This is a genomic window from Pseudothioclava arenosa, from assembly GCF_002358085.1.
Taxonomy (GTDB): domain Bacteria; phylum Pseudomonadota; class Alphaproteobacteria; order Rhodobacterales; family Rhodobacteraceae; genus Pseudothioclava; species Pseudothioclava arenosa.
The window spans coordinates 138477-151099 of sequence record NZ_NTJD01000001.1 but is presented as its reverse complement, the minus strand read 5'-3'; the positions used below and the strand labels follow the sequence as shown (position 1 = coordinate 151099).

Below are 12623 nucleotides of genomic sequence, written 5' to 3'. Positions count from 1 at the left end.
TCAACCGAAAACCGGCGCGCGGCCCGCCATGTTGGCGGCGATCACCTCCATCTGGTCGGGCTTGCCGATCAGGTCGGTCTGTTCGCGACTCTCGGCCAGCAGCACATCGGCGCGGGTGCCATTGAAGGCCCGCGTGACCAGCCGTTTCGCGGCGCGGATCGCAGACGGGCTGCGGCCAGCGATAGCACGGGCCAGCTCCTGCGCGCGGGCCAGCGGGTCTTCGGCGATCTCGGTCACCAGCCCCCAGTCCAGCGCCTGCTCGGCCAGCACCTCTTCGGCGGTGTAGGTCATGCGACGGATCACGTCGGCGCGAGCCAGTTCGGGCAGGGTGACCATGCCGCCCATGTCCGGGATCAGCCCCCATTTCATCTCCATCACCGCCAACCTCGTGCCGGGCGCCGCAATCCGCATGCAGGCGCCGAGCGCCAGCTGAAACCCCGCGCCAAAGGCCACGCCGTGCAAGGCCGCGATCACCGGCACGGGCAGGTCGCGCCAGATCAGCGAGAATTGCTGAAACCGGTTTGCATCGCCAAATTCGCGCGGCATGATCAGCGCCTCGGGGTCGCCCGCGGCCAGCTGCGCGAAGCTCATCACGTCGAGCCCGGCGCAAAAGGCGCGCCCCTCGCCCGCCAGAACCACCGCGCGCAGGTCATCTCGCGCGGCCAGCGCCGTACCCGCCTCAAGAACCGCGTCGATCATCTTCATGTCGACGGCATTCATCTTGTCGGGGCGCGACAGCGTGACGGTGGCGATGCCTTCGGTGATCTCGGTGTGAACGCGGGTCATGGTTTCCTCCTGATTTGGGCCAGACTAGCGCGCGTGGCGCTGCGGCCGAAGGCCCTCTGCGCCGCCGTGACGCGACGAAACCGCCTTGCCAGACCACGGGTTTCGCCCTAGCCAAGAGGCATGACCGGACCCCGTTTCACGCCCCTCGCCGCAAGCCTTCCCGCAACCGTGCCCTTCGTCGGGCCGGAGGCGCAGGAACGCGCGCGCGGCCAGGCCTTTCGCGCACGCCTCGGCGCGAACGAGAACGGCTTCGGCCCGAGCCCCCACGCGATTGCCGCGATGGCGGCGGCGGCGGGCGAGGCGTGGAAATACGGCGACCCGGAAAACCACGATCTGCGTGCCGCACTGGCGGCGCATCACGGCTGCGCGGCCGAGAATATCGTGGTCGGCGAAGGGATCGACGGGCTTCTGGGCTATCTCGTGCGGCTGATGGTGGGGCCGGGCGATGCGGTGGTGACCTCGGCGGGCGCCTATCCGACGTTTAGCTTTCATGTCGAGGGCTTTGGCGGCGTGCTGCACCGCGTACCCTATGCGGGCGATCACGAAAACCCCGAGGCCCTGATCGCGAAGGCGCGCGAGGTTGCCCCCAAGCTGATCTACATCGCCAATCCCGACAATCCGATGGGCTCGCATCACCCGGCCGAGACGATTGCCGCGATGATCGAGGCGGTGCCCGAGGGCAGCCTTCTGGTGCTGGACGAGGCCTATATCGAGATGGCGCCCGAGGGCACGGCCCCTTTGATCGCGCCCTCGGACCCGCGGGTGATCCGGATGCGGACCTTTTCCAAGGCACATGGGATGGCCGGCGCGCGCGTGGGCTATGCGATCGGCGCGCCCGATCTGATCCGCGCCTTCGACAAGGTCCGCAACCATTTCGGCATGAGCCGGATCTCGCAGGCAGGCGCGCTGGCGGCGCTGCAGGACCGGACCTGGGCGGCCTATATGCAGCGGCTGATCGGGGCGGCGCGCGACAAGATCGGGGCAATCGCGCGCGAGAACGGGCTGACGCCCCTGTCTTCGGCCACGAATTTCGTCGCGGTCGATTGCGGTGGCGATGGTGATTTCGCCCGCGCGGTCCTTGAGGCGCTGACCGACGAGGGTGTGTTCGTACGCATGCCGGGCGTCGCGCCGCTGAACCGCTGTATCCGCATCTCCTGCGCGCCCGAGCCCGAGCTGGAGATTCTGGCCGAGGCGCTGCCGCGCGCGCTGGCCCGCGCCCGCGCCGCTTCGTCGCGTTGAACCCGCCGCCGCATCGCGGCAAGCAGGACACATCACTTACCCGAAACAGGACACGCCCGATGAAACAATCGCTCTTGATGGAAAAATACCCGGTTTTCGACCTGACCCTGCCCAAGGCCGAGACCTCTTGCGCCGATGTCGACGCGGTGATCTCCGCTCTGAAGGCGAAGATCGACGCCCATCCCAAGGTCGCCTATATCGCCACCTTCAACCATTACGCGCATACCCAGTCGATCGGCGGCACCGTGGCCGAAGGCATCCGCGACGCCAAGAACATCGTGTTCTGCTTTGGCATCGCCCTGCCCAATCCGCATGTTCTGGCCGTGCGCCCGCGCGCGATCGGCGTGGCCGACATGGGCGATGCGTTCCACCTGACCTTCCTTGAACCGCCGATGGAAGTGGCGACCAAGGAAATGGAAGCCTGGTGCAAGGCGCTGGCCGACAAGGCCTGAGCCCCGATCTTGCGGAGAGCCGCCGATCACAAGCGGCTCTCCCATCGGTGATTTGTCGTTCGGGGCGTGCATGCCCATCCTCTGACCGAACAGTCAGGGAGACGACACATGACCCGCAACGCCCGCGCCCGCCGCGCCGCGACCCTTAGCCCCTTGGCCTATGCTTTGCTCGCCGGGGCCTATTCGCCCCGGACTCAGCATGTGCGGATGCAGGCCGCCGAGACCATCTCGGGCGCGCCAAACGCCGAAGCCCGCTGGATGATCGACTGGAGCGAGAGGCTCGCGCAGATCTAGGCGCGCGTTACGAGGCCGACACCGCCAGCGCACCCGCCGCCGCCGCGATGCCGCCCCGGCCATGCGGGATCCTCAGCGCCTGCATCCCGGCCTCCATCACCCCCAGAACGCCCAGCGTCATATGGGCGTTCACATGGCCCATATGTGCCACGCGCAGGAAATCACCTTCGCGCGGGTCGCCAAAAGGCACCATGCCGAGCCCGATACCAAGGGTCACACCGGCCACCTCTTCGCACCACTGGCGCAGCCGCCCCGCCCCGCCATCCCCGATCCGCACCGCCGTCACGCAATGCGCGCGATAGGCCGGATCGGGCACATTGAGCGCGATATCTCCCTCTTGAGACCACGCGTCGAAGGCCGCCCAGACCGCCCGCGCCAGCGTCGCATGCCGATCCCAGGTCGCCGACAGCCCCTCTTCGTCAAGGATCATCGGCAGCGATTCCGACAGCCCATAGAGGTGATGCGTCGGCGCCGTGCCACCGAAATGCTGATAGAACATCTGCGGCAGGGCGCGCGCGGTCCAATCCCAGTAAGGCGTGCGCAGATCGGATTTCCGGCCCGCCTCAAGCGCCTTGTCGGAGAACCAGACAAAGCCCAGCCCCGGTGGCACCATCAGCCCCTTCTGGCTGGCCGATACGAAAACATCGACGCCCCAATCGTCCATATGGAACGGATCGCAGCCCAGCGACGCCACACCGTCCACCGCCAAAAGCGCCGGATGCCCCGCCGCATCCATAGCCGCCCGGATCGCGGCGATATCGTTGCACACCGAGGTGGCGGTATCGACATGGCTGACCAGAACGGCACGAATTTCATGGCGCGTGTCGGCGCGCAAAGCGGCCTCAAGCCGCGCCGGGTCTGCGGGCGAGGCGGTGCCGAAGTCGATCTCTTGCGTCTCGACGCCCATCGCGCGGGCATGCAGCGACCATTGCGCGCCGAAACGGCCGGTCACCAGCACCAAAGCCTTGTCCCCGCGTGAAAACATATTGGCGATCGAGGCCTCCCAGGCGCCATGCCCGTTCGCCATGTAGATCGCTACATGGCCGGTGGTGCAGGCCACCCGGCGCAGGTCCGCCACCACCCGCGCGGTCACCTCGACCAGCTCGCCCGCGTAGATATTGGGCGAGGCGCGGTGCATCGCGCGCAGCACCCGGTCGGGCATCACCGAGGGGCCGGGAATGGCAAGATAGGGCCGACCGTGGGAAAGAGGCATCCGTTTGCTCCTGAGGGCTGCATTGATTTGACCTATCGGTAAAACCCGGCGCCAGCGCGGTCAATCGGGCACGGTGGCGCGGCTTGCGCAGGCCCTGCCATTCGCGCTAGACCCGGTGAAACCGCGCGCCTTGCGCCCAAGAAACAGGCTCCCTGTGGCACATAGCCCTGCCTCCTCCCGCATGCTGCTTGGCCGGCTCTGGCGTGACTACCTGCGCCCGCATCGCTGGATGATGGCGCTGGCGTTGTTGCTGATGGTGATCGAAGGCTCGACGCTGGGCGCGCTGAGCTGGCTGCTGGAGCCCCTGTTCGACAAGGTGTTTACCGGCGGGCGCGGCGATCTGGTGCTCTGGGTCGGCGCAGGCATCTTCGGGCTGTTCCTGATCCGGGCGGTGACCTCGATCGCCTCGCGCACGGTGATGACCAATATCTCGCTGGGTTCGTCCTCGGCGATGCAGGTCGACCTGCTGGCGCATGTGCTGCGGCTCGATCAATCCTTCTTTCTGGCCAACCCGCCCGGCGCGCTGATTGAGCGGCTGCAAGGCGATACCGCCGCCGTCCAGGGCACCTGGCAGGTGTTCATCACCGGCGGTGGACGCGATGCGATCGCGCTGATCGCGCTGTTCGGGGTGGCGCTCTCGATCGACCCGCTCTGGACGCTGGCCGCGCTGGTCGGTGTACCGCTGCTGATCGCGCCCGCAATCATGGCGCAGCGCTATATCCGCAAGAAAACCCGCCAGATGCGCGCGCAATCGAGCGACCGCGCCACCCATCTCGACGAGATGTTCCACGGCGTCAACGCGATCAAGCTGAACCGGCTTGAGGATTATCAGGTCGGTCGTTTCGCGCGGATCGTGCGCGCGGTGCGGGTGTCGCAGATCAAGATGGCGGCGTCCAACGCGGCGATCCCGGCGCTGGTCGATATCGTGACCGGGCTTGGCTTTTTCATCGTGCTCGCGCTCAGCGGCCATCAGATCATCTCGGGCGAGCGCACGGTGGGCGAATTCATGTCGTTCTTCACCGCGCTGTCGCTCGCCTTCCAGCCGCTGCGCAGGCTCGGCAATATCTCTGGCTCGTGGCAGTCGGCGGCAGCCAGCCTTGAGCGGATCTACGGGCTGATGGACACGAAGCCCTCGGTCACCTCGCCCGCCACACCGAAACCGATGCCCGCCAGCTCCGAGATCCGGCTCGAAGATGTGCGCCTGTCCTATGGCGACACGCCGGTGCTGCGCGGCCTCAGCTTTACCGCCGAGGCGGGGCAGACGACTGCGCTGGTCGGCCCCTCGGGCGCGGGCAAAAGCACGGTTTTCAATCTGCTCACGCGGATGATCGACCCGGATTCCGGACGGATCACGCTGGGCGGCACCGCGCTGCAGGATCTCGACTTGGCCGAGCTGCGTGCACGCTTTGCTTCGGTCTCGCAGGACGCGGCGCTCTTCGACGAAACCATCCGCGAGAATATCGTTCTGGGCCGCACCGATGTCTCGGCCGAACATGTCGCAGCCGTGATCGAGGCCGCGCATCTAAGCGATTTCGTCGCCCAGCTTCCGGCCGGGCTCGAAACCGCCGCCGGGCCGCGCGGCTCGGCCCTCTCGGGCGGGCAGCGCCAACGCGTCGCCATCGCCCGCGCGCTGCTGCGCGATGCGCCCGTCCTTTTGCTGGACGAGGCGACCTCGGCGCTCGACACGACTTCGGAGGCGCGCGTGGCCGAGGCGCTGGAGACCCTGCGCAAGGGGCACACCACGCTGGTCATCGCGCATCGCCTCTCCACCGTGCGCAATGCCGACAAGATCGTGGTGATCACCGAAGGCCGCGTGGTCGAGGAAGGCACCCATGACAGCCTGCTTGCCGCCGGTGGCGCCTATGCGCAGCTTTGCCGGATGCAGCTGGTCGACTAGCCGCAGGCTGGTCGCCACCGCCTGGTCGCCCTATATCGGTTCCGAACAGGACAGGAGGCGCCCATGAGCACGCGCGCGATCTATGAAATTTCGGGCAACGACCGGGAGCATTTCCTTCAGGGGCTGGTGACGAACGATGTCCGCAAGCTGGCGGAGGGGCCGATCTATGCCGCACTGCTGACGCCGCAGGGCAAGTATCTGGCCGACTTCTTCCTCGTGCCGCGGGGCGAAACGATCCTGCTGGATATCGACGCGACCATCGCCGAGGCCACGGTCAAGCGGCTCTCGATGTACAAGCTGCGCGCCGAGGTGACGATCACGCCTTCGGCCTTGCAGGTCTATCGCGGCACCGGCCCGGTGCCCGAAGGCGCCCTGCCCGACCCGCGCCACCCCGATCTTGGCTGGCGGCTCTACGGCGAGACGGCGGGCGATGACGGCAGCGACTGGGACGCGCTCCGCGTCGCGCATTGCATTCCCGAGACCGGGATCGAGCTGACGCCCGAGACCTATATCCTCGAAGCTGGCTTCGAGGCCCTGCACGGTGTCGATTTCCGAAAGGGTTGTTATGTCGGTCAGGAAGTTACCGCCCGCATGAAGCACAAGACGGAGCTGCGCAAAGGCCTGGCCCGCGTCGAGGTCTCGGAGGCGGTACCCGTCGGCTCCCCGATCGAGGTTCAGCTGGGCGACGACTGGCGCGAAATCGGTACGCTTTACACGCAGGCACAGGGCAAGGGGCTCGCGCATCTGCGTTTTGACAAGGCGCAGGGAACCCTGCGGGCGGGCGAGGCCGCAGTAAGCCTGCCCGCGCAGTTCACATTTGCGTCATAATGACTGTCGCATCTGGTAAATCCCGAATTTACCTATCCTAGGGTCAGTTCGGAAAGATACGCCTGAAACCCTTGAAATACGGGGGAGGGCGTCTAAATCTCGTCTGTCTGCCCGGTTGGGGAGAACAAATAAAGTAGCACGGGAAACAAGCCATGCGCCCAGATCATGGCAGGCATGACTCTGGGGGCATATCGAATCGGTCGTGAAAAGCCTTAGTTGCCCTGCACGCCACCTTCAAGAGCAAGAATAAAGGACGGAATTCATGCGTGATTTCGTTGACGGCTCCGCCTTCAACTACGAACAGGGTCAACGCGCGCGGAAGCTTTTTGCTGCCGTGGTGCTTGCGGCTCTGGACGATGCGATCGCCGACGACAAGAAATACGGCAACGGTCCCGAGCAAATCGCGCGTTGGGCGCGGTCGCGCGACGGCCGTGAAGTGCTGTCCTGCGCCGGCATCGATCCGAACGAGCGCGTCGTGAAGGGGCTGATGGAGTTCGTCTCGAAAGGCGTCCGCACCTCGGTTGCCCTGTCGCGCGAAGAGAGCGAACGTCGGCTGGCCGCGGAAGAGGCCGAAGCCGCCTGAGAGCTTAACGCTTTCTGACAAACAAACGGCGCGCCAGTTGGCGCGCCGTTTGTTTTGTATATTGCGCTCCGTCGCTCGGCGCCGCTGCCCTAGCTTTCTTCGGAACCCAGAGCCCGATGAATTTCGCGCCGCACCAGCTTGCGCACATTGCGGGTAATCCGCTCACCCAGCGTTCCCTGAAGTTCCTGACGAACGATCTCGGCGATGAGGGCGCGCAGTTCCGCCTCATTCATCGGCGGCACCGCCGACAGTGCGGCCGACGCCGCCTCGGTCTCGGCCCCCGTGTGACCTCTGGTGCTGTTGAAGCCGGCCTCCGCAGCGCCTTGCGCCGTGGCAGGGCTCACCGCTGCGACCATGCGCGCCTCGGTCAGGCCGGGCCAGACGCCGGGTTCCGGCGCAACATCGACGGCCGCGACTTCTGCGGTCAGATCCGCCTCCCAGGCTGCGAGCTCGGCCTCGGCATCCGGAACCACTGCGGGCGCGAGTGCTTCGGTCACCTCGGCAGCAACCTGCTCCAAGACTTTATCGTTCAAATCCTGCAGGGCCTCCGCCGACGGCACGGCCTCTGCATGATCCTCGGCTTGCGGGGTAAATACCGTCGCATCGAACTGCTCCGGCAGCTCTTCCAGCGGGGCCGCCCCTTCCGGCTCGAAGGGATCGCCTTGCTCGGGCTCAAACTCCCCGTCCGAGGCGACAACCGCCGCTTCCATCTCGGCGATCGTGGTTTCGAGACGCGAGAGTTCCTCGCCCAGATCCGGAGCCGGGCGCAGAATCAGAACCTCGGATTTCGGCGGCGCGGCAGGCGCGCGCTCGGACGCCTCTGCGACATCCCGCACCAAAGGCGCCTCAATACGCTGCGCGGGCGTCAGCAGCAGGGCAGCGTCAGGCTCCGCAGCCTTTTCCGGACGCGGCGCAGGAGCCGCGCGGTGGATCGCCCCCGTCGGCTGCGACGCCGCATCCTGCGACACCAGCCGCCGGATCGACGTCAGTACATCTTCGATTTGCGCGTTGGTTCCGGGTTCAGACATGATGCCCCCATCCTGCTGTCAGGGCGCACGCAAGTCCAGCCCCGGCTTGGAGATTTTCGCGGCAGACCCCGAACAGGCCGGGGCGGGCGAACCGATCAACCGCCCGCTCCGTAGCGACCTTATTCCTTGCCGATCGCCCGCAGCACGCGATCAAGGCTTTTGCCCTGCGTGCTGGTGTAGGGCGCCGTGCGCACCGCGTTGTAATAAGCGGTCGGGTCATAGGTCGGGATCCCGAGGTTCAGGTTTTCTACCGTCAACAGACCCATAGCGGCCAAAAGTTGATAATTCGCTACTTGCAGCGCGGCTTCGGCATCAATGCGCGAGGCCTGGGCATCCAGCAGGGTCTGTTCCGCATCGAGCACATCAAGCGTCGTGCGGGCGCCCAGCGTCGCTTCTTCCTTCACGCCGTCATAGGCGATGCGCGCCGCGCGGACCTGCTCGTCATAGGCGTTGATCTGCGCGCGGTAGATATCGAGCGACGACCAGACGTTGGACACCGCCTCGACCACCGAGACCGAAGCCTCGTTGAGACCCGCCCGCGACGCGTCGCGCCCGGCCACGGCCTTGCGATGCGCCGCCGACAAAGCCCCACCCGAATAGATCGCCTGCGAGGCCTGAACCGTCGCCTGCGCGTAGTTGTTGTTGCCGCCCTCGGGCACACCCACGACGACCGAGCCGGTCACCGAGGGCAGTCGGCTTTTCGCGGCCAGCTTCATCTGCAGCTCGGACACGCTGACGAGATGCTGGGCCTGCTTGATCGAGGGATGCGCCTGCAGCGCCGTGGCGCGGGCGGCATCAAGCGAACGCGGCAGGTTCGGCACCTTGGGGAAGCCAGCGAGCGATTGCGGGTAATGGCCCGTCGCGGCCTTGTAGGCCTCACGCGCGACCGAAAGCGCGCCCCGTGCCGCAGCCAGTTTCGCCCGCGCGGCCGCGACCTGCGCCTCGGCCAGCGACACGTCGGTGCGGGTCACTTCGCCCACCTCGAAACGGTCTTTGGTGGCTTTCAGCTCTTCGGCCAACACGCGCACCGAGTTCTGGTTGATCGCGACCTGCTCGGAGGCGGATTTCACATCGGCATAGGCCTGAACCGCGGCCAGAAGCACATTCTGCTCGACCCCGACAAGGGCTGCGCGCGTCGCCAGAACCGATTCCTTGGCGATGTCGATCGAGGTGCGCGACTTGCCAAAATCCAGAAGCGTCAGCTCGGCATTGAGCAAGAGCGTCGCGGTCAGGTTTTCGGTGGGCACATTGGCCTGATAATCGGTGTGGACGGCCTTCGCGACCCAGCTGACCACCGGGCGCAGCGACGAAACCGCGTCGGCCACGTCTTCGTCGGCGGCGCGGAGAGTCGCGCGGTTCTGCTCAAGCAGGTTCGAGTTGCGATAGGCCGCAGCCAGTGCATCCGCCAGCGTCTCGGCGCTTGCAGAGACCGGCGGAAGAATTGCCGTGAGCGTCGCCGCGACCGCGAACAGATACGGTTTAATGGAATTGCGAATCATGCCTGCCATCCTCGGTTATTTGCGAAAGCGCCCCGCTTCTTCGGCAGGGCACCTTCCACGCGGGCAAACCGCGCGGTTCACATTCAATACTGCCGATACGAGGCAGGGAAGGCAAGCCGTCGTTCAGAGCACGAATTCTTGTTTTGCCGCAAAGCCCGGCAGCACCGGCGCGGCGGCGTTGAAGGCATAGCGCCAGGCGACGATGCCGTCGATCTTGTGGCCGACGCGGGTCGTGCCGAGCGGGCCCTCCATGAAGATCGCGACGATCCGGCCGCCCTCCTTGAGCTGCGCCAGCAGCGCCTCGGGGACCTGAGCAACGCCACCCTCGATCAGGATCGCGTCATAGGGACCGTGCTTGGGGGCGCCTTCGGTCAGCGCGCCAGTCACCACGGCGACATTGTCGGCGCCCATCGCGGCGAGCGTCGCCTCGGCCTGCGCGGCAAGCCCGTCTTCTTCAATGGCGACAACGGCTTCGGCCATGCGCGCGATCACCGCCGCCGAGTAGCCAAGACCGGCGCCCACATCCAGAACCAGATCGCCGGGCTGGATATCGAGCACCTCGAGCATCTTGGCGAAGTTGCGCGGCTCGAGCAGAACGCGGCCCGGAGCGATCTCGACGTCTTCGCTGACGTAAGCGGCCTCGCGGCGCGCGTCGGGCACGAAGGCCTCGCGCGGAACATTCAGCATCGCTTCGATGATCGGGTATTTCGTCACGTCATTAGGCCGAACCTGGGTATCGACCATCATCGTGCGGCGCGCGGCGTAATCTTGCATGGTCCTCACTCTTTCGTTGCTCGGGCTCTGGCTAGGCGGCGTTTTGCCACAGATGCGTGACCACGGCAACTGCGCAGCGCGGGTGAGCCATGCAAAAACCTCACCGATCCGATGAGATGCCCCCCGCGCCCCCTTGCGCGCCGCCCCGCGATACTCTAATCGGAACGCCACACCACGGATGGCGAGTTGGCGGAGTGGTGACGCAGCGGATTGCAAATCCGTGTACACCGGTTCGATTCCGGTACTCGCCTCCAAATCCCTTTCCGATCCGTCCGTTGCAACGACAAGGGCCCCGCCCGCCACCAGGCGCGACCGGGACCGATACGGCCTCATCCAGAGTTATGGCTGCGGGGTTTCCCGGCGCTCAGAGCCAGCGCGGGCCTTGTTGGCCGAGGCGCTGCACGTTGTCGGTGGTACGGATCAGGATCGGCTCCATCCCCGCGGACATCACGCGGTCGGGCGCTTCGCCGCGCTGCGCGGCCGTCATCGCCGCCCAGAAGGATTCCTGAACAGCATAGGGCTTTTCGGCGACCATTCGCGTCACCTCGCCCGGATCGGTCTCCCACAGGCCCATCATCCCGGCCACGCGCATCGCGACGACCAGAGACGAATCCACGCCGATCTGCGCGGCTTCCAGCGCCACACGCAGGGGGGCAAAGGGGTCGATCATACCGGTCTCCATTCACTTTAGGCCGAGGTTAAGGCACACTCGTTAAGAAGTTACAGATGAGGCAAGCGACCTCAAAAGGAAAGGCATGGGAGACATGACGAGACGTCAACGCTTGAGTTCTGCGCGTTCCGGACAGACCCCCCTGTGCACGTGTGCGCTTGATCTTTCCGTCAATTCCTGAACCATTCGGTTCAAAATCCGCAGCACCCCTGCTGCGCCTATTTGGATGCCATGATGCTGAAGCGTTTTCTGATTGCCCTTGTCGCCCTGATCCTCGTTGCCGGTGGGATCGTTGGCTACAACTTGTTCCGCTCCAAGATGATCGCACAATATTTTGCGACGATGACGCCTGCGCCGGCTACGGTATCGGTCAGTGAGGTCACCCCCGGCACCTGGACGCCGGGGCTCGACGCGATCGGCACGGCCCATGCACGGCACGGCGTCGATCTGTCGACCGAAGCCGCAGGCACCGTGCGCGAGATTCTTTTCACCGCCAACAGCGAAGTCGAGAAAGGCCAGCTTCTGGTGCAGATCGACGACCGGATGGAGCGCGCCGACCTTGCCGCCGCCGAGGCCGCGCTGGACCTTGCCGAAACCTCTCTGAAGCGCGTGCGCGAACTGAGCGCGCGCGGTGTTTCGGCGGTTTCCGCGCTGGATGAGACCGAAGCCGCCGCCGCCGAGGCGCGTGCCACGGTCGCCAAGCTCAAGGCCGCGCTGGAAACCAAGCAACTGATTGCGCCCTTCTCGGGCACCATCGGCATTCCCAAGATCGAGCTTGGTCAATATGTCACCGCCGGCACCGCCTATGCGACGCTGCAGGACCGCACGCGGATGCGGGTCGATTTCACCCTGTCCGAGCAGGATGCGGGGCTCGTCTCGATCGGTCAGAGCCTGACCGTGACCTCTGAGGTTGGCGAAGTTTCGGCCACCGGCAGCGTGGTCGGCATCGACCCCAAGATCGACCCGAATTCGCGCCTCGTGTCGCTGCGCGCCGAGGTCGAGAACCCGGACAGCCAGCTCACCCCCGGCCAGTTCCTCAAGGTGCGCGTCGACCTGCCCAGCGAAGACGGCGTGATCGCGCTGCCGCAGACGGTGGTCGCCTCGAACCTCTATGGCGACTCGGTCTTTGTGATCCGCGAAGAGACCCCCGAGGGCGCCGAGGCCCCCGCGCTGATCGCGCGTCAGGTCTTCGTCAAGCTCGGCCGTCGTTCGGGCGAGCTGGTCGAGATCGCCGAGGGGCTGATGGCGGGCGACAAGGTCGTGAATGCCGGTCAGAACAAACTGACCTCGGGCGCGAGCGTCGTGATCGACAATTCGATCTCGCCCGACGCCACGGCGAAAGCCGAGTAAGGGGCCAAAA

13 protein-coding genes and 1 tRNA gene are annotated in these 12623 nt (G+C 65.9%); 8 read left to right on the top strand and 6 right to left on the bottom strand.

What is annotated here, in order from left to right:
* The gene (locus CLN94_RS00740; RefSeq protein ID WP_096430008.1) at window positions 1–786 is read right to left on the bottom strand and encodes a crotonase/enoyl-CoA hydratase family protein; all 786 of its coding nucleotides are present in this window, start codon (window positions 784–786) and stop codon (window positions 1–3) included.
* Window positions 787–906: 120 nt separating this feature from the next.
* Between CLN94_RS00740 and CLN94_RS00735 the strand changes: the two genes are divergently transcribed.
* The 3 genes from CLN94_RS00735 (at window position 907) to CLN94_RS00725 (ending at window position 2771) form a co-directional block, all read left to right on the top strand.
* On the top strand, window positions 907–2025 hold the full coding sequence (locus CLN94_RS00735) for a pyridoxal phosphate-dependent aminotransferase (RefSeq protein ID WP_096430006.1): 1119 nt from the start codon (window positions 907–909) through the stop codon (window positions 2023–2025).
* Window positions 2026–2084: 59 nt separating this feature from the next.
* Entirely contained in the window at window positions 2085–2477 is a 393-nt protein-coding gene (locus CLN94_RS00730; protein ID WP_096430004.1) for a DUF6858 family protein, read from the top strand.
* 108 nt (window positions 2478–2585) lie between these two features.
* The gene (locus tag CLN94_RS00725) at window positions 2586–2771 is read left to right on the top strand and encodes a hypothetical protein (RefSeq protein ID WP_096430002.1); all 186 of its coding nucleotides are present in this window, start codon (window positions 2586–2588) and stop codon (window positions 2769–2771) included.
* Between the two features lie 7 nt (window positions 2772–2778).
* Here the strand turns inward: CLN94_RS00725 and CLN94_RS00720 are convergent, their stop codons facing one another.
* Window positions 2779–3984: a pyridoxal-phosphate-dependent aminotransferase family protein gene (locus CLN94_RS00720; RefSeq protein WP_096430000.1), complete on the bottom strand. Its 1206-nt coding sequence runs from the start codon at window positions 3982–3984 to the stop codon at window positions 2779–2781.
* Between the two features lie 154 nt (window positions 3985–4138).
* On the opposite strand from CLN94_RS00720, the gene CLN94_RS00715 reads away from it, so the two are divergent.
* The 3 genes from CLN94_RS00715 to CLN94_RS00705 all read left to right on the top strand — a co-directional run bounded on the left by CLN94_RS00715 (window position 4139) and on the right by CLN94_RS00705 (window position 7292).
* Window positions 4139–5881 (top strand): ABC transporter ATP-binding protein, encoded by a 1743-nt coding sequence (locus tag CLN94_RS00715; protein WP_425439429.1) that lies wholly within the window; start codon window positions 4139–4141, stop codon window positions 5879–5881.
* A gap of 63 nt (window positions 5882–5944) precedes the next feature.
* Window positions 5945–6709, top strand: coding sequence for a CAF17-like 4Fe-4S cluster assembly/insertion protein YgfZ (ygfZ, locus tag CLN94_RS00710; RefSeq protein ID WP_096429998.1), 765 nt, complete (start codon window positions 5945–5947; stop codon window positions 6707–6709).
* 262 nt (window positions 6710–6971) lie between these two features.
* Window positions 6972–7292: a DUF6280 family protein gene (locus CLN94_RS00705; protein ID WP_096429996.1), complete on the top strand. Its 321-nt coding sequence runs from the start codon at window positions 6972–6974 to the stop codon at window positions 7290–7292.
* 89 nt (window positions 7293–7381) lie between these two features.
* Here the strand turns inward: CLN94_RS00705 and CLN94_RS00700 are convergent, their stop codons facing one another.
* The 3 genes from CLN94_RS00700 to CLN94_RS00690 all read right to left on the bottom strand — a co-directional run bounded on the left by CLN94_RS00700 (window position 7382) and on the right by CLN94_RS00690 (window position 10593).
* A complete protein-coding gene (locus tag CLN94_RS00700; protein ID WP_096429994.1) occupies window positions 7382–8320 on the bottom strand; it encodes a hypothetical protein in 939 nt (312 codons plus the stop codon).
* Between the two features lie 119 nt (window positions 8321–8439).
* Complete coding sequence (locus tag CLN94_RS00695) at window positions 8440–9819, bottom strand: TolC family outer membrane protein (RefSeq protein ID WP_096429992.1); 1380 nt, start codon at window positions 9817–9819, stop codon at window positions 8440–8442.
* Between the two features lie 123 nt (window positions 9820–9942).
* Entirely contained in the window at window positions 9943–10593 is a 651-nt protein-coding gene (locus CLN94_RS00690) for a protein-L-isoaspartate O-methyltransferase family protein (protein ID WP_096429990.1), read from the bottom strand.
* Between the two features lie 180 nt (window positions 10594–10773).
* On the opposite strand from CLN94_RS00690, the gene CLN94_RS00685 reads away from it, so the two are divergent.
* Window positions 10774–10847, top strand: a tRNA-Cys gene (locus CLN94_RS00685).
* A gap of 110 nt (window positions 10848–10957) precedes the next feature.
* Here CLN94_RS00685 and CLN94_RS00680 read toward each other — a convergent pair.
* Window positions 10958–11263 (bottom strand): hypothetical protein, encoded by a 306-nt coding sequence (locus CLN94_RS00680; RefSeq protein WP_143598852.1) that lies wholly within the window; start codon window positions 11261–11263, stop codon window positions 10958–10960.
* A 234-nt stretch (window positions 11264–11497) separates the two neighbouring features.
* On the opposite strand from CLN94_RS00680, the gene CLN94_RS00675 reads away from it, so the two are divergent.
* Window positions 11498–12613, top strand: coding sequence for an efflux RND transporter periplasmic adaptor subunit (locus tag CLN94_RS00675; RefSeq protein WP_096430684.1), 1116 nt, complete (start codon window positions 11498–11500; stop codon window positions 12611–12613).
* Window positions 12614–12623: the final 10 nt, after the last annotated feature.

Bases quoted from the DNA above. Each gene is read 5' to 3' on its own strand.
- CLN94_RS00720 (WP_096430000.1), bottom strand. From the start codon at position 3,984: ATGCCTCTTTCCCACGGTCGGCCCTATCTTGCCATTCCCGGCCCCTCG.
- CLN94_RS00735 (WP_096430006.1), top strand. From the start codon at position 907: ATGACCGGACCCCGTTTCACGCCCCTCGCCGCAAGCCTTCCCGCAACC.
- CLN94_RS00680 (WP_143598852.1), bottom strand. From the start codon at position 11,263: ATGATCGACCCCTTTGCCCCCCTGCGTGTGGCGCTGGAAGCCGCGCAG.
- ygfZ (WP_096429998.1), top strand. From the start codon at position 5,945: ATGAGCACGCGCGCGATCTATGAAATTTCGGGCAACGACCGGGAGCAT.
- CLN94_RS00740 (WP_096430008.1), bottom strand. From the start codon at position 786: ATGACCCGCGTTCACACCGAGATCACCGAAGGCATCGCCACCGTCACG.
- CLN94_RS00730 (WP_096430004.1), top strand. From the start codon at position 2,085: ATGAAACAATCGCTCTTGATGGAAAAATACCCGGTTTTCGACCTGACC.
- CLN94_RS00675 (WP_096430684.1), top strand. From the start codon at position 11,498: ATGCTGAAGCGTTTTCTGATTGCCCTTGTCGCCCTGATCCTCGTTGCC.
- CLN94_RS00700 (WP_096429994.1), bottom strand. From the start codon at position 8,320: ATGTCTGAACCCGGAACCAACGCGCAAATCGAAGATGTACTGACGTCG.
- CLN94_RS00695 (WP_096429992.1), bottom strand. From the start codon at position 9,819: ATGATTCGCAATTCCATTAAACCGTATCTGTTCGCGGTCGCGGCGACG.
- CLN94_RS00725 (WP_096430002.1), top strand. From the start codon at position 2,586: ATGACCCGCAACGCCCGCGCCCGCCGCGCCGCGACCCTTAGCCCCTTG.
- CLN94_RS00690 (WP_096429990.1), bottom strand. From the start codon at position 10,593: ATGCAAGATTACGCCGCGCGCCGCACGATGATGGTCGATACCCAGGTT.
- CLN94_RS00705 (WP_096429996.1), top strand. From the start codon at position 6,972: ATGCGTGATTTCGTTGACGGCTCCGCCTTCAACTACGAACAGGGTCAA.